The organism is Phaeobacter gallaeciensis DSM 26640 (assembly GCF_000511385.1).
Classification (GTDB): Bacteria; Pseudomonadota; Alphaproteobacteria; order Rhodobacterales; family Rhodobacteraceae; genus Phaeobacter; species Phaeobacter gallaeciensis.
The window spans coordinates 2,767,910-2,789,136 of record NC_023137.1; the positions used below are offsets into that span (position 1 = coordinate 2,767,910).

18 protein-coding genes are annotated in these 21,227 nt (G+C 58.9%); 12 read left to right on the forward strand and 6 right to left on the reverse strand.

Annotation, left to right across the window (positions count from 1 at the left end):
• The first annotated feature begins 41 nt into the window (after positions 1-41).
• The 9 genes from GAL_RS13450 to GAL_RS13490 are packed head-to-tail and all read left to right on the forward strand — an operon-like array spanning position 42 to position 10,778.
• A complete protein-coding gene (locus GAL_RS13450) occupies positions 42-980 on the forward strand; it encodes a carbohydrate ABC transporter permease (protein WP_173674648.1) in 939 nt (312 codons plus the stop codon).
• Complete coding sequence (locus GAL_RS13455) at positions 980-1,828, forward strand: carbohydrate ABC transporter permease (RefSeq protein ID WP_024098116.1); 849 nt, start codon at positions 980-982, stop codon at positions 1,826-1,828. The genes GAL_RS13450 and GAL_RS13455 overlap by 1 nt, the downstream gene beginning before the upstream one ends.
• The gene (locus GAL_RS13460; protein WP_024098117.1) at positions 1,825-3,924 is read left to right on the forward strand and encodes an alpha-galactosidase; all 2,100 of its coding nucleotides are present in this window, start codon (positions 1,825-1,827) and stop codon (positions 3,922-3,924) included. The genes GAL_RS13455 and GAL_RS13460 overlap by 4 nt, the downstream gene beginning before the upstream one ends.
• Positions 3,921-5,636 carry an IlvD/Edd family dehydratase gene (locus GAL_RS13465; protein WP_024098118.1) on the forward strand — a complete coding sequence of 572 codons (1,716 nt, stop codon included), beginning with the start codon at positions 3,921-3,923 and terminating at the stop codon, positions 5,634-5,636. The genes GAL_RS13460 and GAL_RS13465 overlap by 4 nt, the downstream gene beginning before the upstream one ends.
• Complete coding sequence (locus GAL_RS13470; RefSeq protein WP_024098119.1) at positions 5,636-6,406, forward strand: SDR family NAD(P)-dependent oxidoreductase; 771 nt, start codon at positions 5,636-5,638, stop codon at positions 6,404-6,406. Before GAL_RS13465 ends, GAL_RS13470 begins: the two co-directional genes overlap by 1 nt.
• Positions 6,403-7,380 (forward strand): 2-dehydro-3-deoxygalactonokinase, encoded by a 978-nt coding sequence (locus tag GAL_RS13475; RefSeq protein ID WP_024098120.1) that lies wholly within the window; start codon positions 6,403-6,405, stop codon positions 7,378-7,380. The genes GAL_RS13470 and GAL_RS13475 overlap by 4 nt, the downstream gene beginning before the upstream one ends.
• Complete coding sequence (locus GAL_RS13480) at positions 7,377-7,988, forward strand: 2-dehydro-3-deoxy-6-phosphogalactonate aldolase (protein ID WP_024098121.1); 612 nt, start codon at positions 7,377-7,379, stop codon at positions 7,986-7,988. Before GAL_RS13475 ends, GAL_RS13480 begins: the two co-directional genes overlap by 4 nt.
• Positions 7,978-8,850 (forward strand): SMP-30/gluconolactonase/LRE family protein, encoded by an 873-nt coding sequence (locus GAL_RS13485; RefSeq protein WP_024098122.1) that lies wholly within the window; start codon positions 7,978-7,980, stop codon positions 8,848-8,850. The genes GAL_RS13480 and GAL_RS13485 overlap by 11 nt, the downstream gene beginning before the upstream one ends.
• Before the next feature lie 8 nt (positions 8,851-8,858).
• Positions 8,859-10,778: a beta-galactosidase gene (locus GAL_RS13490; protein WP_024098123.1), complete on the forward strand. Its 1,920-nt coding sequence runs from the start codon at positions 8,859-8,861 to the stop codon at positions 10,776-10,778.
• 59 nt (positions 10,779-10,837) lie between these two features.
• On the opposite strand, the gene GAL_RS13495 is transcribed toward GAL_RS13490, so the two are convergent.
• The 3 genes from GAL_RS13495 to GAL_RS13505 form a co-directional block, all read right to left on the reverse strand.
• Positions 10,838-11,623: an ATP-binding cassette domain-containing protein gene (locus GAL_RS13495; RefSeq protein ID WP_024098124.1), complete on the reverse strand. Its 786-nt coding sequence runs from the start codon at positions 11,621-11,623 to the stop codon at positions 10,838-10,840.
• Position 11,624: 1 nt separating this feature from the next.
• Positions 11,625-12,746, reverse strand: coding sequence for an ABC transporter permease (locus GAL_RS13500; RefSeq protein WP_024098125.1), 1,122 nt, complete (start codon positions 12,744-12,746; stop codon positions 11,625-11,627).
• A gap of 62 nt (positions 12,747-12,808) precedes the next feature.
• Positions 12,809-13,759 (reverse strand): sugar ABC transporter substrate-binding protein, encoded by a 951-nt coding sequence (locus GAL_RS13505; protein WP_024098126.1) that lies wholly within the window; start codon positions 13,757-13,759, stop codon positions 12,809-12,811.
• A gap of 225 nt (positions 13,760-13,984) precedes the next feature.
• On the opposite strand from GAL_RS13505, the gene GAL_RS13510 reads away from it, so the two are divergent.
• Positions 13,985-14,986: a LacI family DNA-binding transcriptional regulator gene (locus tag GAL_RS13510; RefSeq protein WP_024098127.1), complete on the forward strand. Its 1,002-nt coding sequence runs from the start codon at positions 13,985-13,987 to the stop codon at positions 14,984-14,986.
• A gap of 63 nt (positions 14,987-15,049) precedes the next feature.
• On the opposite strand, the gene GAL_RS13515 is transcribed toward GAL_RS13510, so the two are convergent.
• Genes GAL_RS13515 through GAL_RS13525 form a run of 3 tightly spaced genes read right to left on the reverse strand, consistent with a single transcriptional unit; the run spans position 15,050 to position 18,238 of the window.
• A complete protein-coding gene (locus tag GAL_RS13515; RefSeq protein ID WP_024098128.1) occupies positions 15,050-16,207 on the reverse strand; it encodes a Gfo/Idh/MocA family protein in 1,158 nt (385 codons plus the stop codon).
• Positions 16,208-16,218: 11 nt separating this feature from the next.
• Positions 16,219-17,112 carry a sugar phosphate isomerase/epimerase family protein gene (locus tag GAL_RS13520; RefSeq protein WP_024098129.1) on the reverse strand — a complete coding sequence of 298 codons (894 nt, stop codon included), beginning with the start codon at positions 17,110-17,112 and terminating at the stop codon, positions 16,219-16,221.
• Positions 17,113-17,134: 22 nt separating this feature from the next.
• Positions 17,135-18,238 (reverse strand): Gfo/Idh/MocA family protein, encoded by a 1,104-nt coding sequence (locus GAL_RS13525; protein WP_024098130.1) that lies wholly within the window; start codon positions 18,236-18,238, stop codon positions 17,135-17,137.
• A 118-nt stretch (positions 18,239-18,356) separates the two neighbouring features.
• Between GAL_RS13525 and iolD the strand changes: the two genes are divergently transcribed.
• Both iolD and iolC read left to right on the forward strand, forming a co-directional pair.
• Positions 18,357-20,231 (forward strand): 3D-(3,5/4)-trihydroxycyclohexane-1,2-dione acylhydrolase (decyclizing), encoded by a 1,875-nt coding sequence (gene iolD, locus GAL_RS13530; protein ID WP_024098131.1) that lies wholly within the window; start codon positions 18,357-18,359, stop codon positions 20,229-20,231.
• A complete protein-coding gene (gene iolC / locus GAL_RS13535) occupies positions 20,231-21,217 on the forward strand; it encodes a 5-dehydro-2-deoxygluconokinase (RefSeq protein WP_024098132.1) in 987 nt (328 codons plus the stop codon). The genes iolD and iolC overlap by 1 nt, the downstream gene beginning before the upstream one ends.
• Positions 21,218-21,227 lie beyond the last annotated feature (10 nt).

The following is a 21,227-nucleotide window of genomic DNA, read 5'->3' on the forward strand; positions in this document are numbered from 1 at the left end:
CCGTCATTGATACACAACAAGGGAGATCTCCCGTGGCTGAGATGAACCTCGCTCCAGAAACCGGATCGTCTGCCACCTCACCCGGTGTCAGTGACAGCTGGCTTAGGCGCAACCGGCAAGCCCTTGCGCCTTGGCTGTTTCTCGCACCCGGTGTGATTTTCTTTCTATTCTATGTAATTTTCCCAATTCTGCAGAGCTTCAACCTATCGTTTTATCGCTGGGACGGTCTGGGCGACCCGCAGTTCATCGGAATGGAGAACTATCGCGAGCTGATGGATGACCGCGCATTCGAGGTCTCTCTGTGGAACAATCTCAAATGGCTGCTGCTTTACCTCCTTGCGATCCCGGCAGGCCTGTTCATCGCCTTGTTCCTCAATCAGACCGTGACAGGTATCCGCCTCTACAAATCATTGTTCTTCTTTCCGTTTGTGATCAGCCAAGTGGTTGTCGGGTTGGTGTTCAGTTGGTTCTATGACCCCACATTCGGCCTGCTCAATCAGGTGTTGGGCTGGGTCGGCCTCGGCCCGATCAATGTGCTGGGCGATCCGACACTGGTGACCTATGGCATCATCATTGCCGGCCTGTGGCCCCAGACAGCCTATTGTATGATCCTCTATCTCACCGGCCTCAACGCGGTTGACCCCGAACAGGTCGAGGCGGCGCGCCTGGATGGCGCGAAAGGTGCCAAGATGCTGTGGTATGTGATCATCCCACAATTGCGGCCTGCGACCTTTGTGGCCTTTGTCGTGACGATCATCGGCGCTCTACGCAGCTTTGATCTGATTTCCATCATGACCAACGGTGGTCCGTTTGGATCAAGCCGGGTGCTGTCGTTCTATATGTTTGAGAAAGCGCTGTCCGAATATGGCTTCCGTATGGGCTATGGCGCGGCCATCGCGGTTGTGCTGTTCCTGATCATGCTGTGCTTCATCGCCTATTTCCTGTGGTCCATGTACCAAGACGACAAAGGGGGCCGCTGATGTTTCCAAAACCCATTCAGAACAGCTCGCGCGCGTGGCAGACAACCTATCAGGCGCTGGTCCCGGCGGCCCTTGTCATGTGGCTGCTGCCGCTGATTGCCGTGGCGATTTTCTCGATCAAGCCTGAGGCCGATTTCACCACCGGAAACTACTGGGGTGTGCCGTCATCCTTCGAAGGGGTCAGCAACTACGGACGGGTCTTCTTTGGTTCCGACATGCCGCGCTATCTGCTGAATTCTGTCCTCATTACAGTCCCCACTGTGATCGGTGCCGTCGCGCTCTCCTGCATGACCGGCTTTGCGCTTGGCGTGTATAAATTCCGCGGCAACCTGTTGCTGTTCTTCATGTTTGTGGCAGGCAACTTCGTCCCGTTTCAGATCCTTATGGTGCCGGTGCGCGATCTCACACTGGACATGGGGCTTTATAATACCAAAACCGGTCTGGTGCTGTTTCACATTGCGTTCCAAACCGGGTTCTGCACGCTGTTCATGCGTAACTTCATCCGCGCCCTGCCATATGAGCTGATAGAGGCGGCCCGCGTCGAAGGTGTCGCAGAGTGGCGGATCTTCTGGTTCGTAGTTCTGCCGCTGATGAAACCTGCAATTGCCGCGCTCAGCGTCCTGATTTTCACCTTCATCTGGAACGACTACTTCTGGGCCGTTGTCCTGACGCAGGGCGCCGAGAGCCAGCCTGTCACAGCAGGTATCACATCGTTCAACGCGCAATACCGCGCGGCTTACCATCTGATGAGTGCGGGCAGCATCGTCGCTGCCCTGCCGCCAGTTGCAATGTTCTTCCTGATGCAACGCCACTTTATCGCCGGTCTGACTCTGGGGGCGGTGAAGTGAACACGGCCACCGCTATCCGCTGTTGGGCGCTTCAGGATCAGAGGCAAAGCCTGATCCTCGCCGCCCATGGCACAGGTCTGCCAGAGATCATCTACTGGGGGCCGCGTCTGCCAGATGGGACTGATCTGGAGATGCTTGTTGCCGCCGCGCGCATGGATGTGACGGGCGGCATGCTGGATGCCATGCCGCCGCTGTCGATCTGCCCTGAGGCCCGGCGGACCTTTCCCGGCCAGCCGGGTCTGTCGCTCACAGACAGCACAGGCAAGGCGCTGCTGCCCCGGTTTAGCTTTGAACGGGCAGAAGAAGGCGACCTGAGCCTCATCCTACATTACCGCGACGCCGAAAATGGCCTTCACTATCAGGCAGAGTTTGCACTGACGCCAACAACCGGCATGATCTGTGCGCAGGCCTCTCTCACCTCCGAGCAGCCGATCAGCCCGACCTGGTTCTCCGCCCCGGTTTTCCCGGCACCGCAGAACAGTCACGAGATGATCGACTTTCATGGTCGCTGGATCGGAGAGTTTCAGACCGGCAGGACGCCCTGGAGTGCCGGCGCGCGGCTACGGGACAATCCCACCGGTCGCACCGGGCATGAGTATTTCCCCGGCCTGATCGTGCCCTGCACAGGCACCACAAACAGCCAGGGGTCCGCCTACGCTTTTCACTATGGCTGGTCCGGAGGCCACAAAATGCTGGCTGAGGAGCTGCCCGACGGGCGGCGCCAGATCCAATGGGGGCACGCAACCGGCAGCCGCCGCACACCCGGCACCCAGTTTGAAACCGCGCCGCTATATGCCGTATTCTCGGATCAGGGACTCAATGGCTGCGCCGTTGCGTTCCAGCGCCACCTGCGCGACGAGATCCTGAAACTGCCCGTCCCAATCCGCCCGCGTCCGGTGCACTATAACTGCTGGGAAGCGGTCTATTTCGACCATGACCACGCCACGCTCTGCGATATTGCAAGCCGAGCCGCTGCGCTTGGTGCCGAACGGTTCGTGCTGGACGATGGGTGGTTCGGCAAGCGCGATGACGATACCAGCTCCCTTGGCGACTGGACAATCGATACGCGCAAATATCCCGATGGGCTTATGCCCCTGATCAACCATGTGCATGCAGAGGGCATGACATTCGGCATCTGGTTTGAACCGGAAATGATCAACCCGGACAGCGACCTATTCCGCGCACATCCCGACTGGGTTCTGGGGGACACGGATCAGGTGTTGGGCCGACAGCAGATGGTGCTGAATATCGCCCTAGCAGAGGTTCAGGACTATCTCTACGAACGTATCGCAGCTGTGCTGGCCGCTCATCCTATCGACTATGTGAAATGGGATCACAACCGTGTCCTGCCGGAACCAGACAGCGCGCAGGCTGAGGCAGTTTATGCGCTCTTTGATCGGCTGCACACAGACTTCCCCACGGTGGAATTTGAGAGCTGTTCATCCGGCGGCGGGCGTATCGACTTTGGCATTCTGTCGCGCACCCACCGGATCTGGCTTTCAGATAGCAATGATCCAATCGAGCGGCTACGGATTCAGCATGAAGCCGCGCTTTTCCTGCCGATGGTCGTCACGGGCAGCCATGTCGGTCCACGCAAATGCCATACCTCTGGTCGCATTACAGACATCCGCCTGCGCGCCTGGGTCGCGGCACAGCGGCATATGGGGTTTGAAATGGACCCGCGTGAGCTGACAGAGGATGAGGTCAAGGTCCTGCGCGACGTCACCAACTGGTGGAAAGACAACCGGCATTGGACCGAGCGAGCAGATATTCTGCGCCTCGACAGTGACGATCCGGCAGTAATCGCAGAGCTGCAACGCGCCGAGGATGGCAGTCGGTTCGTCGCCTTTGCCGGTCTCTCAGAAGCCAGTGCGCAGATCCTGCCCCGCCCGCTGCGCCTCACTGGACTGGAGGCGGATGCGACCTATGACATCCGCCTGCTGAACCGCGACGACGCCCCCGGCCTGTCACGTGGCTCGCCGCTCCTGAAAACCGAAACCGCCCCCCTCAGCGGCCAATATCTGATGCACCAAGGGATCACCCTGCCCTGGACCTTCCCACAGTCGATCTGGGTGATTGAAGGAACACGCCTATGACCAAAGACAGACGAAATCGCGCCTGGTACGGCAAACTGGACAAAGACGGCTTCATCCACCGCAGCTGGATGAAAAATCAGGGCTTTCCCGATCACGCTTTTGACGGCCGTCCCATCATCGGGATCTGCAATACATGGTCAGAACTGACGCCCTGCAACTCCGGCCTGCGCGATCTCGCCGAAGGGGTGAAGCGCGGCGTCTGGGAAGCGGGCGGGTTCCCTGTGGAATTCCCGGTGATGTCGCTGGGCGAAACGCAGATGAAGCCAACCGCGATGCTGTTCCGCAACCTCCTTGCCATGGATGTGGAAGAGTCGATCAGGGCCTACGGCATCGACGGTGTTGTGCTACTCGGCGGTTGTGACAAGACGACTCCCGGCCAGCTGATGGGCGCCGCCTCTGTCAATCTGCCCGCAATCGTGGTCAGTTCCGGGCCGATGCTGAACGGGAAATGGCAGGGCAAGGATATCGGCTCTGGCACGGATGTATGGAAGTTCTCCGAAGCGGTGCGTGCAGGGGAAATGACGTTACAGGACTTCATGGCCGCCGAATCAGGCATGAGCCGCTCCAAAGGGGTGTGCATGACCATGGGCACGGCCTCCACCATGGCGTCCCTCGTTGAAGCGATGGGGATGAGCTTGCCAACAAACGCCGCCCTGCCCGCTGTGGATGCCCGCCGCATGGCGCTGGCGCATCTGACCGGCAAGCGGATTGTCGAGATGGTCGAGGAGGATATCAAACCCTCCGACGTGCTGACCCGTGATGCGTTCATCAACGCGATCATGGCCAATGCGGCGGTTGGCGGCTCCACCAATGCCGTTGTCCACCTTCTGGCGCTGGCGGGTCGCGTCGGGGTGGAACTGACGCTGGATGACTTCGGCCTTGGCAGTGAAATCCCACTCTTGGTGAACTGCATGCCGTCCGGCAAATATCTGATGGAAGACTTCTGCTATGCCGGCGGTGTGCCGGTTGTGCTGAAACACCTGGCCAACGAGGGTCATCTACGCAGCAATACCACCGTTCTGGGCGGCGATATCACGGCCTACGCCGAGGGTGCCGAGTGCTTCAATGATGATGTCATCAAGAGTTTTGACAACCCGGTCAAACCAGCCGCCGGCCTGCGGGTCCTTCGCGGCAATCTTGCGCCCAATGGTGCCATCGTCAAACCCTCGGCTGCGACCGATCATCTGCTGGAGCATGAAGGCGTCGCCCATGTGTTCGAGACCATTGAGGACATGAAGGCCAATATCGACCGCGACGATCTGCCGGTCACCAAAGACAGCATTCTGGTGCTGAAAGGTGTTGGCCCCAAAGGCTATCCCGGCATGCCAGAGGTCGGCAATATGCCGATCCCGCGCAAACTGGTCCGCGAAGGGGTGCGGGATATGATCCGCATTTCAGATGGCCGCATGTCCGGGACGGCTTTTGGTACGGTGATCCTGCATGTTTCGCCAGAGTCTCAGGCAGGTGGTCCCCTTGGGTTGGTGCAATCCGGCGACCGGATCCGGGTCAGCGCTCAGAACGGCACGCTTGATCTGCTGGTGTCCGAGGATGAGCTGACAGCGCGCCGGGAGGCCTGGCTGCCGGAGCCGCCGCATTACACCCGCGGTTATGCAAAACTCTACATCGACAGCGTGCTTCAAGCTGAGCAAGGCGCTGACCTTGATTTCCTCGTGGGCAAAGATACCCGCCCCGTCACACGGGAGAGCCACTGATGAGCGATACTGCGACATTTCCCGACCTTACCGGTGCGTCCGTTTTCGTCACAGGTGGCGGCTCCGGCATTGGCGCTGCGCTAAGCGAAGGATTTCTGCGGCAAGGCGCAAAGGTTGCCTTTGTCGGGCGCTCTGACGCCTCCGACTTTGTTGAGCGCATGGAGGCCGAGACTGGAAACCGCCCGATGTTTATCCAATGCGACATCACCGATATCCCCACCCTGAAGTCAGCGATTGAACAGGCGGCAGAGGCACATGGCCCAATCACCACGCTGGTGAACAACGCCGCCAATGATCAACGCCACGCGACATTGGATGTGGACGAGGAATTTTGGGACTGGGCGCAGGCGATCAATCTCAAGGCATATTTCTTTGCCTGTCAGGCGGTGTTGCCGGGGATGCAGGCCGTAGGTGGCGGATCGATCGTCAACTTCACCTCCATCAGCTACATGATGGGCAACAGTGGCTACCCCGCCTACACCACCGCAAATGCTGGCATAAATGGGATGACCCGGAGCCTCGCCCGCGAGTTCGGCCCCGACCGTGTACGGGTGAATGCGCTGGCCCCGGGATGGGTGCTGACGGACAAGCAGCTCGATAAATGGGCCACCCCGGAGGCGCTTGCCGCTCATCTGGAACGTCAGTGCCTGAAGGACCATTTGACCCCTCAGGACATTGTCGGCTCGACGCTATTTCTGGCCTCGACCACAAGCCGGATGATCACTGGCCAGACACTGGTGGTGGACGGCGGGGTTGTGGTGACGGGATGACAGCACCAGCCGATCTCCTCCCTGATAAAACACCAGTCATATCTGCACCTGCATGGATCGCGGTTGACTGGGGGACAAGTCAACTGCGGCTGTGGGTGATGGATGCTAGAAATAAAGTGATTGATCGTATCACATCTGACCGAGGTATGTCGCGGCTAGGGGCACAGGACTATGAACCGACGCTTCTGGGCCTGCTTGATGGTCATCTGTCATCTGGTGATAGCAGCGACGCCGATCCAATTCCCGTCATCTGCTGTGGGATGGCGGGATCACGTCAGGGGTGGGCTGAGGCCCCCTACGCCGCCGCCCCCTGCCCGCCTCCAGGCATCTCAGACGCAACGATGCCGCGAACACAGGACCCGCGTCTTGAGGTCTACCTCTTGCCGGGTATCAAGACCGCAGACCCGGCAGATGTGATGCGTGGAGAAGAGACCCAGATTGCAGGTTTTCTCGCCCAGATGAACGGCCTGGGCGAACCGCAGATCATTTGCCTGCCCGGCACCCACAGTAAATGGGCCAGGCTTGATCGTGGGCAGGTCACGACCTTCACCACCTTCATGACCGGTGAGATGTTTACCCTGTTGCAAGGGCAATCGGTCTTGCGTCACTGCGTCTCAGGCGATGGCTGGGATGACGCAGCATTCAAACAGGCCGTTGCCGAGACCTTCGCTGCGCCATCCGGGATATCTGCCCAATTATTCCGCCTGCGTGCAGATGCGCTTTTGTCCGGGCAAAGCCCCGAAACAGCTAGGGCCCGCTTATCGGGTCTGTTGATCGGAGCGGAACTTGCTGCCGCGCAGACATACTGGTCCGGCAAACCCGTAGCTGTTCTGGGCACTGATGCCCTTGCCCGTTGCTATGAAACAGCCCTGTCCACGCTGGGGTGCGTCCCCCAGCGCGTTGACGGCGAAACCCTGACCCTTGCCGGCCTCTCAGCCGCATATGACCAATTGCAAAAGAGCCGAACCCCATGAGCCGAAATATCATCGCCATCCTGCGCGGTCTGCGTCCCGAAGAAGCACGCGCCATGACGGATGCCCTCATCGATGCTGGCATCACCAAAATCGAAGTCCCGCTGAATTCGCCGCAGCCCTACGACAGCATCGCCGCGATGCTGGATCAGGCAAAGGGGCGCGCCACAATCGGCGCAGGGACTGTGCTTGACACCGATGCGGTTGCTGAGCTCTCAGCCATGGGGGCACAGATGGTGGTCTCCCCCGACAGCAACCCGGATGTGATCCGCGCCACCAAAGCCGCTGGCATGTTGTCCTATCCAGGCGTTTTCACCGCGTCAGAGTGTTTCTCTGCCCTTCGAGCCGGAGCGGATGGTCTGAAATTCTTCCCCGCCTTCAAACTGGGTCTCGACGGGTTTTCGGCGCTAAAGGCAGTGTTGCCGACGGACGCTGACACCTACGCCGTGGGTGGTGTCGGTCCTGAGGATTTCTCAGCTTGGCAGAAGGCTGGCGTAACCGGTTTTGGCATGGGGTCGTCTCTTTATAAACCCGGCCATTCGGTCGAAGATGTCGCCCATCTCGCTGCAGAAACCGTTGCTGCCTATGACGAGGCCTTTGATGGCAAATGACCCAACAGTTCACGCCGTGACGGCACAGATCTTCAGCGAAACCCGCTGTACCCTTGGTGAGGGGCCACTGTGGCACCCGATCCGCAAGCAGTTGTTCTGGTTTGATATCCTCGAAAATCGGCTGCTCAGCCTCGCCGAGGGCAAGGAGATCAGCTGGCAATTTGATGGCTGCGTGTCCGCTGCTGGCTGGGTCGATGAAACGACCCTTATCATGGCCAGCGCCAGCGCGCTTTGGCGGTTTGATATCGAAAGTGGCGCGCGGACCCATTTGGTAGATCTGGAAGCGGATCAGCCGCTGACCCGCTCGAACGATGGTCGGGCAGATCCCTGGGGCGGCTTCTGGATCGGGACTATGGGCTATAAGGCGGAGCGCGGCCTGGGCGCGATCTATCGCTACTACCGGGGCGAGCTCCGCCAACTGATAACAAACCAGACCATCACCAATGCGATCTGTTTTGCCCCGGACAAATCCTGCGCCTATTTCACCGACACCAAGACGGGCAAGATCATGCAGCAGCCATTGGCCGCAGAAGACGGATGGCCGATTGGCGCGCCATCAGTGTTCATCGATCTTAGCGGCGAAGATTTCGGTCCCGATGGCGCCATTGTTGACACAGAAGGCCGGTTCTGGAACGCGCAGTGGGGGGCAAGCCGTGTTGCTGTGTACACCCCAACGGGGGAGCTGACAGCGATCTATCCGGTCCCGACCGCGCAGGCCTCCTGCCCCGCACTCGGTGGGGAAGACATGTCAGATCTGTTCATCACCACTGCCGCAGATGGGCTGGATGATCCGGCTGCGGGCAAAACCTACTGCATTCATACAATGGCCAAAGGCCAGCGCGAACATCGCGTCATTCTCTGAGAGTTTTCATGCAGCGCACACTTGGCACCTGCTATTATCCCGAACACTGGCCTGAAGATATCTGGCAGGAGGACGCCGCACGAATGGTCGCGGCGGGGCTCACCTGGGTCCGCATTGGCGAATTTTCTTGGTCTCGGATCGAGCCGACCCCCGGCGATCTGCAATGGGACTGGCTGGATCGCGCCATCAATACCTTGGGCGCGGCCGGGTTGAAGGTGGTACTGGGCACCCCCACCGCCACACCACCAAGGTGGATGGTGGACCGCCACCCGGATATGTTTGCGCTGGATGCAGACGGCAAGCCGCGCGGCTTCGGTTCGCGTCGCCACTATTGCTTCAGCCACAAAGGATACCGCGCAGAGGCCCGGCGGATCGTCACCCTGATGGCGGAACGCTACGGCCCCGGCGGTCGCATTGCCGCATGGCAGACGGACAATGAATACGGCTGCCACGACACCACGATCAGCTACTCTGACTCAGCCCGTGTGGCATTCGTGCGGTGGCTGGAAGAGCGGTATAACGGTGACATTTGCGCGCTGAACGCTGCCTGGGGGAACGTGTTCTGGTCGATGGAGTATGAGCGCTTTGACCAGATCGGGTTGCCGAACCTCACCGTGACCGAACCGAACCCAGCCCATGTTCAGGCGTTCCGACGGTTTTCATCGGATCAGGTGGTCAGCTTCAACCGCGATCAGGTGGAGATCCTACGCGCCCATTCCGACGCGCCGATTGCGCATAACTACATGGGGCGGGTGACCGACTTTGACCACTACAAGGTTGGCGTGGATCTGGAGATTGCAAGTTGGGACAGCTACCCTTTGGGCTTTCTTGAGGACCGGGTTGGTGCCAGCCCCGAGGACCAGCGCCGCTACGCGCGGCAGGGCGACCCGGATTTCCAGGCCTTTCACCATGACCTTTACCGTGCTGTCGGACGCGGTCGCTGGTGGGTGATGGAACAGCAACCCGGCCCGGTCAACTGGGCGCCCTACAATCCCGCGCCCCTGCCCGGCATGGTGCGCTTCTGGACCTGGGAGGCGTTTGCCCATGGGGCAGAGGCGGTCTGCTATTTCCGCTGGCGGCAGGCGCCTTTTGCGCAGGAACAACTCCATGCTGGTCTACTGCGGCCTGATAGTGCAGAGACCCCCGCCATCTCCGAGGCACGTCAGGTCGCTGAAGAATTGGCAAGCGCGGGTGAGGTTGGGCCATCGCAGGCTCCTGTCGCGCTGATCTTCGACTATGACGCAGAATGGGCCTGGCAGGTGCAGCCGCATGGTCAAGGTCTGAGCTACTTCGACCTTGTGCTGGACCACTACCGTGCCCTGCGTCGCGCGGGTCTGTCTGTTGACATCGTCCCGCCGACCCAAAGTGATTTCACCGGATACGAGTTGATCCTTGCCCCCGGCCTGATGCACCTCCCGGATGACCTGCGGAGGGCATTGGCTGATGCGCCAGGTCTGCGTCTTTATGGTCCGCGTACAGCGGCGCGGGATGAGGATTTCAAGATTCCAACCGCGCCGCTGCCGCCCGCTCTTCAGGGGCTGGACGTTGTCATCGCAGCGGTCGAAAGCCTCCGACCGGATATGCCGCTGCCACTCGCAAACGGCGATGGCGCTGTTGTCTGCTATCTGGAAACGCTGGAGGGTGAGGCGGATGTTCTGTTCGAAACCTCAACCGGTCATGCAGTCGCTGTCGCTGCGGGCAATCAGGTCTATTGTGCCGGGTGGCTGGATATGGCGGGCCTGGACTGCTTGATCGCAACGCTCTGCGCCCGCGCGGGGGTGACCATCCGCAAGATGCCTCAGGGTGTCCGTGTACGCCAGACAGCGACGGAGGAATTCTGGTTCAACCATCTCGCCGAGCCGGTAGAGGCCGTGGTCGGCACGCTCCCGCCCGCAGGTGTTCTGCGCAGGGCGCGCCAAGAGGTTTAAAACAAAAGCCGCCGGAGAGCGTACGCCCCGGCGGCTTTCTCAATGAATATGGTATGGCTTCAGACCGTACCGCCAAGGCTTCCCTCAAGCGTTGCCAGCTCCTGCCCGCCTGCCATCATGTCCTGCAATTCCTCGGCAGTGATTTCGCCGCGCTGCGCCGTCCCAAGGGTCTGGCCGCGGTTCAGAACCGTGAACCGGTCGCCAACCGCCAGGGCGTGACGCACGTTGTGGGTGATGAAGACCACGGCCACGCCCTGCTTGCGCACCTTGTCGATAGTGGCGAGCACATTGGCGGTCTGCCGTACCCCCAATGCCGATGTTGGCTCATCCAGGATCAGCACCTTTGCGCCGAAATGAACTGCGCGGGCGATAGCCACAGTCTGACGTTCTCCCCCCGACAAGGTGCCAACAGCCTGATCTGGCCCACGCAGGTTGATGCCCATCTTGCGCATCTCTTCCATGGTGATGCGATTGGCATAGTCATGGTCAAACAGCTTCAGCGGCCCGATCTTGCGGATCGGCTCATTCCCCATGAAGAAATTGCGGCTGACCGACATGAGTGGGATCATCGCGAGATGCTGATGCACCGTGGCAATCCCTGCGGCAATCGCATCGCGAGGATCCGCAAAATGCAGCGGCTGACCTTCGAACAGGATTTCGCCCTTGGTGGGTTTATGCACCCCAGACATCGTCTTGATGAAGGTAGATTTCCCCGCGCCGTTGTCACCAAGCAGGCAGTGACATTCCCCCGGGAAGACATCTACCGACACCCCTGCAAGCGCAATGACGCTGCCAAAGTGCTTTTCGATACCCTGCATGCGGATCAAAGGTTGAGACGTAGCCATATCAGCGCTCCCCCGTGATGACGCGACGAATATAGGTGTTGAGGATAACCGCAAACAGCAGGATCAAACCCAGGAATACCCGGAACAGCGAGCTTTCGACCCCGGCAAAGAACAGCCCCTGTTGCACCACCCCAAAGATCAGCGCTCCGAGCGCGGCCCCAAGGACCGAGCCATAGCCGCCCGTGAGAAGTGCGCCGCCAATGACCACCGCAATAATCGCCTCAAATTCCTTCAGCAGACCCCGGTCCGATCCGGCCCCACCAAATTCCATCACCTGACAGGTTGCAAAGACGGTCGCGCAGAAAGCGGTGAACATGAACATCAGGATTTTTACGCGGTTGACAGGCACCCCGGAATTTCGCGCGGCCTCGGCGTCACCACCTGCAGCAAAGATCCAGTTGCCAAACCGTGTTTTGGTCAGAATGACATGACCGATGATGACCAGGAGGATAGCCCAGACGATGAGCATGGGCAGCCCCTCGACCACCGGCTGCCCCTTGCGGGTGCCGCGTTCAAAAACGGCGATCCAGCCGTTGTCGCCCAGCCACTGGAACAGGCCGGTCAGAATTTTACCTCCAAACAGCGCCGCCATCCAATCGCCCTCGGCGGCGTCAGCCACCCCGCCGATGATGGTCTTACGTTCAATGGTCTGCGGCAAATAGATTGCAAAGCCGCGCAGGATGAACAGGAACGCCAGTGTCACGATGAAACTGGGCAGCCCCGTCCTCACGACGATAAACCCGTTTAGTGCCCCGATCGCCGTCGCCAGCACGAAAGTCACCGAAATCGCCAGCCAGACTGGCCAACCCAGTGTCACGCTGAAGATAGCGATCAACATACCGGCAAACCCGATCATCGACCCGACCGACAGGTCAAATTCGCCCGCGATCATCAGCAGGCAGGCCCCAACTGCGATGATCATGAACTGGGCGGAAATCTGGCTCCAGTTCATTACCCCCTGGCTGTTGAACATGCCGCTGTCACCGGCAAAAATAAGGAACATCGCGAATACGGTGATGGTGCCGATAATGCCGCCCAATTCGGGTCGGATCATGGCTTCGCGGAATTTCGAACGGGTTTTGATCCGCTCGTCTTCCGCAAATTGGGTAGGTGCGTCAGACATAGTGCTCTCTCTAAAATAAGGGGCGGCCGATATGTTTCAGCCGCCCGCACTTGGTGAGATGATTACCGGTACTCGCCCGCGAACTCTTCGACCTTTTCCAGGCCGTCCTTGGTCACGAAACCAGGGCCAGAGTTGATGTTGTTGCCGGGCAGCACGCCGTAGCGGTGATAGTTGGTCAGAACCACAACAGGCAGATAGGCCTGCAGGAAGGGCTGCTGATCAATGCCCCAGTTGATAACACCCGATTTCAGACCTTTGACGATTTCCTCACCCAGATCGAACGTGCCGAAATAGATGTCGCCAGCCATGCCGTTTTCTTCCAGCGCCAGCAGGGTCGGATCCGCCGAGGTCGGGCCGAGTGTCAGAATCGCGTCAGTTTCCGGGTTGGTGTTGAGATAGGCCAGAACGCGGTTCTTGATTTCCGCAGGATCCTGTCCACTATCGATCATCTGATCGCCGAGATCCACACCCAGACCGTCGGCAAAGCCCTGACAGCGTTCTGTCGAAGATGGCGAGCTGATGTAGTGATTCACGCAAAGGAAACTGCCGACACCGTCCGCTTTGGCGCGCATACCCGCCGCATGACCTGCGTCATACTCCGGCTGACCAACATACATCAGAGCGCCAACTTCGCGGGCCTGATCCGGGGTGCCGGAATTCATGATGATCACATCCACGCCGCTGTCCACGGCCGCTTTGATCGGGCCGGACAGCACATCATAGTCGGACAGGGTTGTGATGATGCCGTTGGGCCCTGAGGCCGCAGCCTGCTCTATGATCCGCGCCATATCGGCAAGGTCACCAGTCGGTGGGTTGCGATACTCCACCTCAACATTCATCTGCTCGCCCGCCAGGGCGATCCCGTTCTTAATGGTGTTCCACCAGCTGTCGCTGTCAGGCGCGTGACTGACGAGGATATATTTCTCACCCTCGGCAGAGGCTGTTGTTGCCAGCATCATTGGCGCCGCTGCAACCGTTGTTGCGAGCATAAATGTCTTGAAGATTGACGTCATTCTTTCCTCCCAAAGTTTTTCCGTCACGATCGCGTCCGGGCGGTCCCTTTCGCGTCGGGGACCAGAATAACCACGAATCGATTTTTTTTGCAACCGGTTGCAATTTGTGGCAGCATTTTTTCTGCTGAACTCGAATTGGATCCGCGATAGACACTCTGATCCGGTACGCAGCCGGTTGCACGGGTGGATGGGCCACAGATGGCCCTGACAAGAGGAAGACCAAGAATGGCCGTAACACTAAAAGATGTGGCAGAACGAGCGCAGGTCTCACGATCAGCAGTGTCGCGCACATTCACAGATGGCGCATCAGTTTCCGAAAAAATGCGGCGTAAGGTCGAGAAGGCTGCGCAGGAACTTGGCTACAGTCCGAACGCATTGGCTTCCTCTTTGACAACCGGACGCACCAAACTGATTGGTCTCGTGTCGAACAACTTTCACAACCCGATTTTCCTTGAGGTTTTCGACCGGTTCACGCGTCGCCTGCAGGATCGCGGCCTGCGGCCACTGCTGGTCAATCTCTCCGATGAAACCGATCCCGAGAACTCGGTCCGGATGTTGCGGCAATACTCTGTGGATGGCGTGGTGGTAGCCTCTTCGACTCTCCCGCCAGGCTTTGCCAAGGCATTTCGCGATGCTGGCGTGCCGGTGGTTCACAGTTTTGGCCGCTCGTCATCCACACCGCAGGTCCATGTTGTAGGGATCGACAACGTCGAATGTGGCCGAATGGCTGCACGGACACTTGTAGCTCGCGGATATAAAACGGTCGCTTTCATGGGTGGCCCGCAGGCCGCAACCTCAACTCAGGATCGTTGCAAAGGGTTCACATCCGAGATGGAAGCCCATCCAGAGATCACTACGACGTATAGTTTTGCCGATGATTATTCCTTCGAAGCGGGCCGTCGCGAAATGCTTGGCCTGCTACAAAAAAATCCGGCGGAAGCTTATTTTTGCGGTGATGATGTCTTGTCGATCGGGGCGCTCAGTGCGATTCGCGAACGGGGCTTGCAGGTGCCGCAGGACATCGGGGTTATCGGCCTCAACGACATGGAGATGGCACGCTGGGAGAATATTGACCTCACCACTATTCACCAGCCGATTGAGCAGATCGTTAATTCCTCAATTGAGCTGGTCGCGGCGATGCTGGATGAACCTGATCGCTATCCAGAGGCCCGTATTTTTCCCTGTCATGTGGTGGAGCGCGGAACGCTACGCCCGCAAAAAACCTAACCCACTTAGCAAGGAAGAGGGGCGCCAACAAACCGACGCCCCTGCTTTAAACCAACGTTTTGATCAGCGGAACATCGGCGGGCGGGCATCTACCCACGCCCCGTCTGTCGCGCCGCTCTCTGCGACCGCAAAAACCGCCGCCATGGAGCGCAGCCCGTCTTCCGCTCGCGGGTAGAGATCCGCGGCAGGATCGATTGGGCGACCAGCCTTTTCAGCCCTGATCGCCTCAGCCAAATCACTGTAAATATTGGCAAAGGCAAGTGGCATCCCCTCGGCATGACCAATGGTCACGCGACTGGTGCGATCTGCCTCAGGGCTGAGGTTGGCCTCTCCACGTTCGATCACCTGCAACCGCTCACCAAGGGGCATCCAATAGAGCTGATTTGGCTGCTCCTGCGACCAGCGCAAGCCACCTGTCTCACCAAACACCTGCAGGGTCAGCCCGTGCTGGCGTCCGATTGCCACCGACGAGGTCCAGAGCCGCCCAACAGTACCACCGTCAAAGCGCATGTTGACCATGGCATCATCTTCCAGAACTCGGCTTTCGATGCAGCTGACCGTGTCTGCCGATAGGCGTTCCAGCTCCTGCCCAATGACAAAACTTGCCATGTGCAGCGCATGAATGCCGCAATCCGCGAATTGGGCAGAAACACCGGCCTGCGCGGGATCATAGCGCCAGCGCACCCTTGGATTGTCTGCATCAGCTGCATCCGCATGGTGGCCATGGGCGAACTCCGCCTTCACAAGGCGGATTTTACCGAGATCACCACGCGCCACCATTGCCTTCATGTGGCGGACCAGGGAATAGCCGGAATAGCCATAGTTCACGGCGCAGATCTTTCCCTGCGCTTTGGCGATTTTGACGATTTCCTCGCCTTCTTCCACAGTCATCGTCATCGGCTTTTCGCAGAGGACGTGGAAGCCTGCTTCCAGAAACCTCTTGGTGATTTCGAAGTGCGTGGCATTCGGTGTCGCAACGGTGACCAGATCAACCCGGTCCGGGCGGTTGCGCTCCCCTTCCAGCATCTCCGTCCAATCGCCATAGGCGCGATCCGCCTCAAGCCCCAGCCGCTGGCCATAAGCACGCCCCTCTTCGGGACGGTGATCCAAGGCCGCTGCCGCGAAATCAAAGGCGCCATCGAGCCCTGCGCCCAAGCGGTGAGCCGGCCCGATCTGGCTGCCTTCGCCGCCGCCAATCATACCCCATTTCAATTTTGTCATGGTGCCGTTCCCTAGTTGAAACCGATAGATTCGAGGTATTCGCGGTTGGCTCGCGCATCGCCAATGGGATCAGGATCCAGCGTCGGATCGCAATCCTGCTCCACCGTACACCAACCAGAAAATCCAGCATCGACAAGCAGTTGTCGAACTTTCGGAAAATCGACATCCCCCTCACCGAGATTGCAGAAAATCCCCTGCCCGCAGGCATCATAGAAATTTGTCCGCTTGGCAATCACATCTGCTTTCACTTTGGGATCGATATCCTTGAAGTGCATGTAGCTGATACGATCCATATGCCGTTTCATGAAGGCAACCGGATCAAATCCGGCATAGGAGTGATGGCCGGTGTCGAAACAGATCTTCAGGATTTTGTCGTCAACCTCGTCCAGCAAGCGCTCCAGTTCCGGCTCAAAATCCATGAACCCTGCCGCATGGGCGTGAATGCCGACGGTCAAGCCATATTCTTCTGTCCCGATCCGGGCGACGGTGGCCAAACGATCACGAAACGCACCCCATTCGGCTTTGTCCATCTGCTCCGCCTCGGCGGCACGGCCTGCGGTGGGCGCGCGCCGTTCCGAGATCGAATCGATAAGGACCATATGCTTGGCGCCATGCGCTTTGAGGGCCTTGCAGGTGCGATGCGCCCCATCCAGCACATCGTCCCATTGATCCGGGTCATGAAAGGCACGAAAGACAACTCCGCCAATCAATTCCAGATCATATTCCGCCAGCGCATCCCGCAAAATTGCGGGATCTTCGGGCATATAACCCACCGGCCCCAATTCGATGCCCTTGTAGCCGGCTTCGGCGCAGTCCTTCAGAACACTGCGCCAGTCCGGGTTGCGGGGATCCTGTGCAAATTCTACCCCCCAGGAACATGGGGCATTGCCAATTCTGATTGTCATTTCACAGAGCTTTCTTAGAGACTTAGAACGTTGATACGGTTTGCCAGGACCGCGCCTTGGAGGCTGCCATGGCCGCGGCAATCACCTGATTGACGGCCATACCATCCTCGAATGTTGGCCAGACTGGCGTTTGTGTTTCGATCGCACGCAGGAAGTCCCGCGCCTCGATCAGGATCTGATCTTGATAACCGGTGCCGTGCCCCGGCCCTTGGCAGAATGGCAGATAGTCGGGATGCGCAGGCCCCGTCAGAATCTTACGGAAACCGCGTGTGCCTTCTTCGCCATCGCTCAGATAAAGCCAAAGCGCATTCTGATCCTCTTGATCAAAACGGATCGCGCCCTTTGTTCCTGTGATTTCATAGGCGTAGCCCATCTTGCGGCCGGTCGCGATACGGCTGAAGAACATCTGCCCCATCGCCCCGTTGGTAAAGCGACACATCATCTGACCTTGGTCGTCATTGCTGACACGGCCACCAGGACGGTCTGTATGAACGGTCTCAACTTCGGCAATCAGCTCCGCAATCGGGCCGATCAAAGCCATAGCCCCGTTGATCATATGCGGCGCCAGATCGCCCATGGTGCCGTTCGCGTCCCCCTCAGTGCGCCACGTCGCCGGTGCCGAGGGGTCGGCGTAGAAATCCTCGGTATGCTCACCGCGGAACCAGGTGACATCACCAATGGTGCCATCCGCAATCAACTGCCGGGCATATTGGCTTGCAGGGGTTCGAATGTAGTTGAACCCGACCATATTCGGACAGCCCGACGCCTCTGCCGCTGCCACCATGGCACGACTGTCCGCCAGCGATGCACCCAGCGGCTTTTCGCAAAAAACAGGCTTACCCAGCGCAAAGGCAGCTTCTGCAACGACACGATGCGTGTGTTGCGGCGTCGCGATCACGATGGCTTCGACTTTAGGGTCGTTGACCAATACCTGCCAGTCGTCCGTTGCGCGTTGAAAACCATAGGCCTGGCGATACCGTTCGGCGCTGGCAGACGTTGAGGCACAGACCATTTCCAATCGCGGACGCAGTGCAGTGTTGAAAACCGCCCCAACCGCAGACATGGCAACCGCATGGGCTTTGCCCATATAGCCACCGCCGAGAATTCCGATACCGATTTCGGTCATTCTGGCCTCCCAACCTATGAAATTCAATTTGCAACCGGTTGCAAAACTTGTATCTTGGGATTCGACATCTCGCAAGATCAAATCGACCCGAATACAGACCATCCCAGGGATCCCGCTCATGACGACGCCACCCAGAACAACAACACTGACAACCGCCCAGGCCATCATCCGATGGCTCTCCAACCAGTTCATTGAGATCGACGGTGAGGAAATGCGCCTATGTGGTGGCGGCTTTGGCATCTTTGGTCATGGCAATGTGACCTGCCTTGGCGAAGCGCTCTATGAGGCGCGTGACGCGCTGCCGCTCTATCGCGGCCAGAATGAACAAAGCATGGGCTTTGCGGCAGCTGGATATGCCAAGCAATGGCTGCGCCAGCGATTCATGTTCTGCACAGCCAGTGCCGGCCCAGGCACATCAAACCTACTCACCTCTGCGGCGCTGGCCCATGCCAACCGCCTGCCGATGCTAATGCTCTGTGGCGACACATTCCTGACTCGCCTGCCGGATCCGGTGCTGCAACAGATGGAGAATTTTGACGACCCGACCTTTGGCGTGAACGATGCCTTCAAGCCTGTGTCGCGCTATTGGGATCGCATCACGCATCCAGCGCAGATTATTCAATCCTTGCCCGCTGCAATTGCGACCATGCTGGATCCCGGCGACTGCGGCCCAGCCTTCCTTGGTCTGCCACAAGATGTGCAGGGGTGGACCTATGACTACCCCGAGATTTTCTTTGAGAAGAAAATCCACCGTATTCGCCGCATCGCACCGGATGCGACCGAAATCGCCGATGCTGCGGAAGCCCTACGTGGCGCCAAACGCCCGATGATCATTGCTGGTGGCGGGGTGCAATACAGCCGCGCCGTGGCCGAGCTGACCAGTTTTGCCGAAACGCATCAGATCCCGGTTGTTGAAACTATTGCTGGCCGCGCCAACCTGCGTGACACCCATCCGCTGAATATCGGCCCTATCGGCGTCACCGGATCAGACAGCGCCAATGCGATCGCCGCTGAGGCAGATGTGATCCTTGCGGTTGGCACACGATTGCAGGATTTTACCACCGGTTCCTGGACCGCATTTGCGCAGGATGCCCAGTTCATCTCGATCAATGCGGCCCGCCACGACGCAGGCAAACATCGCTCATTACCAGTGGTTGGGGATGCCCAGCGCAGTCTTAAGGATCTCGCCACTGCCAGCCAAGGCTACAAAACACCAGAAGGCTGGGTGACCCACGCGCAGGCAGAACGCCGCAGCTGGGTGGAATATGTGGCTGAGAATGTTTCCTATGAGGACAACCGCCCCAACTCCTATGCGCAGGCCATCGGTGTTGTGAATGCACTTTGCGACCCCAGGGACCGGGTGGTTGCAGCGGCTGGTGGCCTTCCGGCTGAGGTCACCGCCAACTGGCGCACACTGGAACCCGGCACCGTCGATGTGGAGTTCGGGTTTTCCTGCATGGGCTACGAAATTGCTGGAGCCTGGGGGGCACGCATCGCCCAGTCCGAACGCGAGCCTGAGCGAGACACCATCGTCTTTGTCGGTGATGGATCCTACATGATGCTGAATTCGGATATCTACTCCAGTGTTCTCAGCCGCAAAAAGCTGATCATTCTGGTGCTGGACAACGGTGGCTTTGCCGTTATCAACAAGTTGCAAAACAACACCGGCAACACGAGTTTCAACAACCTGCTTGAGGATTGCCCCACCATTCCCGAGGCCTTTGGTGTTGATTTTGTCGCCCATGCGTCCTCGATGGGGGCACTCACCGAAACTGTCGCAAATCCCGCAGAGCTAGGCGAGGCCTTCCAGCGTGCTCAAAGCAATGATCGGACAACTGTCATTGTTATGAAGGTCGACGCCTATGAGGGCTGGACCACCGAAGGCCACGCGTGGTGGGAAGTCGGCACACCGCATATCACCAACGACCCAAAGGTACGCGAAGCCCATATCGACTGGGAATCCAGCCGCAGCAAACAGCGCCGGGGCGTGTAATGACCCAATCAGCAAAGACAAACCTGTCGAAGCGCAACTTCCTCGTCATTGGACGGGTGGGTATGGATCTCTGCCCCACCCCGGCGGGCACAGCAACACCTGATGCCCAGGACATGATGGTGGCGATGGGCGGAAGTAGCGCCAATATCGCCGCAGGTCTGGTCAAGATGGGATGCAGCGCCGCGCTGGTCACCAGCGTGTCGGATGATGCGGTGGGGTGGTACTGCATCAACCAGCTGGATCACTACGGTGTTGACCGGACTCACGTGAAACGCATCACCGGTGAATATCGGACCTCTCTGGCAGTCTATGAAAGCCGGGTGCAGGACCATCAAAGCGTGATCTATCGCAACAATGCCGCCGATTTCCAGATGACCATCGAAGATGTCGAGGCGGTGGACTACAGCCAGTATGGTGCTCTGATCACGGCAGGCACGGTTTTTGCTGCGGAGCCATCGCGCAGCGCCACCTTCCGTGCCTTTGAACTTGCGCGCGCGGCCGGGCTGCCGATCATCTTTGATGTGGACTACCGGCCCTACAGCTGGCCCTCTCCCGAGGTTGCAGCGGATGTCCTGTCCCGTGCCGGCGACATGTCCGATATCATTGTCGGCAACGATGAGGAATTTGGCTTCATGGCTGGCGGCATCGACAAAGGCCTCGCAAAGGCAAGGTCTTTGGCGCAAACCTCTGCCTCCATCGTTGTCTATAAGATGGGACCCGAGGGCGCCGTCACCTTTGCCGATGGCCAAGAGATCCGCACCGGTATCTACCCCGTTGATGCACTGAAACCAACCGGCGCCGGCGACAGCTTCATGGCTGGTTTCCTCGCCTCACTCTCCGAAGGGCGTCCGATGAAGGATGCCATTCTGCGCGGCTCAGCCTGTGCCTCCGTCGTGGTGGCCAAACCCGGCTGCGCCCCCGCCATGCCCGACCTTGCCGCGCTGGAGGCGTTTCTTGCAACGCACCCTGGCGCCACCGAAATTTGAAAGGACCCGC